This window comes from Streptomyces sp. CO7, from assembly GCF_053474865.1.
Genome location: NZ_JBRIOU010000011.1, coordinates 98552 through 100038, shown reverse-complemented (window position 1 = coordinate 100038; position 1487 = coordinate 98552). Strand labels below are relative to the sequence as shown.

Sequence of the window (1487 nt, the reverse complement as noted above, 5' to 3'; positions counted from 1 at the left end):
GGCGCAGGTGCCCGGCCTCGCTGCGGGCGCGCTGGGCCTCGGTGGCGGCGGCCGTGCCGTCGCGGTAGGCGGTGTCGCCGGCCTCCTGGAGGGCGCCGGAGCGCTCCTCCTCCTCGTTGGCCAGGCTCTCGGCGCGCTCGGCCTCGGAGTGCAGCGCGCGCACCAGGTCCGCGGCGGCGCGGGCGCGGGCCGCGAGCGCGGGCGCGGCGTCCCGCTCGGCCTCGCGGATCGCGGCGGCGACGCGGGCCGAACGGTCGGCGGCGGCGCGGTGCCGCAGCACAGACTCGGCCGCCTGCCAGGCGGCGTGCAGGGTGCGGGCGTCGGCCAGTTCGCGCTTCTGCGCGGCGGCCGACTTCTCCGCCGCGGCGAGGGCCAGGGAGGCGTGGCGGTAGGCGAGTTCGGCGGCGACCAGCGCGGTGCTCGAGCGGGTGCGTTCGGCCTCGGTGACGGCGTGGGCGGCGGTGGTGACCCGCACCGCCAGGTCCGCGGCGCGGGTGCGTTCGCGGCCGCCGCGGGCGGAGAGCCGCCGGGCGAGGGCACGGGTGCGCCGCTCGGCCCCGGTGTGGATCTCGCGGGCGCGGGCCCGGGCGTCGGTGGCGTCGACGATGCGCTGGAGCAGGTCGAGGGAGCCGGCCGTGAAGTCGCGTTCGGCGATGAGTTCGGCGCGGCGGCCCAGCTTGTTGCCGAAGCCGGCGACCAGGTCGGCGAGCCCGTCGGTGTCGCGGGTGTCGGTGACCGCGCGCAGCAGCAGGTCGGTGAAGTCGGAGTCCTTCTTGACCGCGAAGAGGCCGGCCGCCTCGCCCTCGTCGGCGTTCATCTCCCGCTGGTAGCGGAAGAGTTCGGGGTCGAGACCGAGTTCGCCGAGGTGCTCGGTCCAGCGCTCGTGGATCTCCTCCCAGTGCGCCTCGAGGTGCGGGTAGAACTTGCCGGCCTCGGTCAGCGCGTCGCGGAAGCCCTTCATGGTGCGGCGGCGGCCGCGGGCCCCGGAGGCGCCCTCGGCGGCGGGCCGCATCGCGGTGGACTCGGCCACCGGGAGGCTGTCCAGGCTGAGGCCGGGGCCGGGCCGGAAGGAGTACCAGGCCTCGGCGAACTTCCGCGGGTCGCTGGAGACCTGGCGGCCTCGCCATTCGCTGACCTTGCCGACGACGACGAGTTCCCCGGTGCGGGTGTGCTGCCATTCCAGGGCGACGTGGCCGCAGTCCTCGGCGAGCAGGAACTTGCGCAGCACGCCGGAGCTGGCGCCGCCGAGCGTGTTGCGGTGGCCCGGCAGCATCACCGAGAAGATCAGCTTGAGCAGGACGGACTTGCCGCCGCCGTTCTCCAGGAAGAGCACGCCCGCGGGGGCCGGGCGGCGTGGCGGGCCGGCCGGCTCGTCCTGGAAGAACTCCGCCTGGGCGGGCGCGGGATCGGGTACGGGCTCGCCCACGCCGCGCAGGTCCAGCACGGTGTCGGCGTACCGCGCGCCGGCCGGTCCGATGGAGTAGAGG

The 1487-nt window shown here is 76.5% G+C and carries 1 pseudogene; it reads right to left on the bottom strand.

The features are described 5' to 3' along the window. A pseudogene (locus ACOV8S_RS29540) lies at positions 1–1487 on the bottom strand (hypothetical protein); the annotation flags it as partial.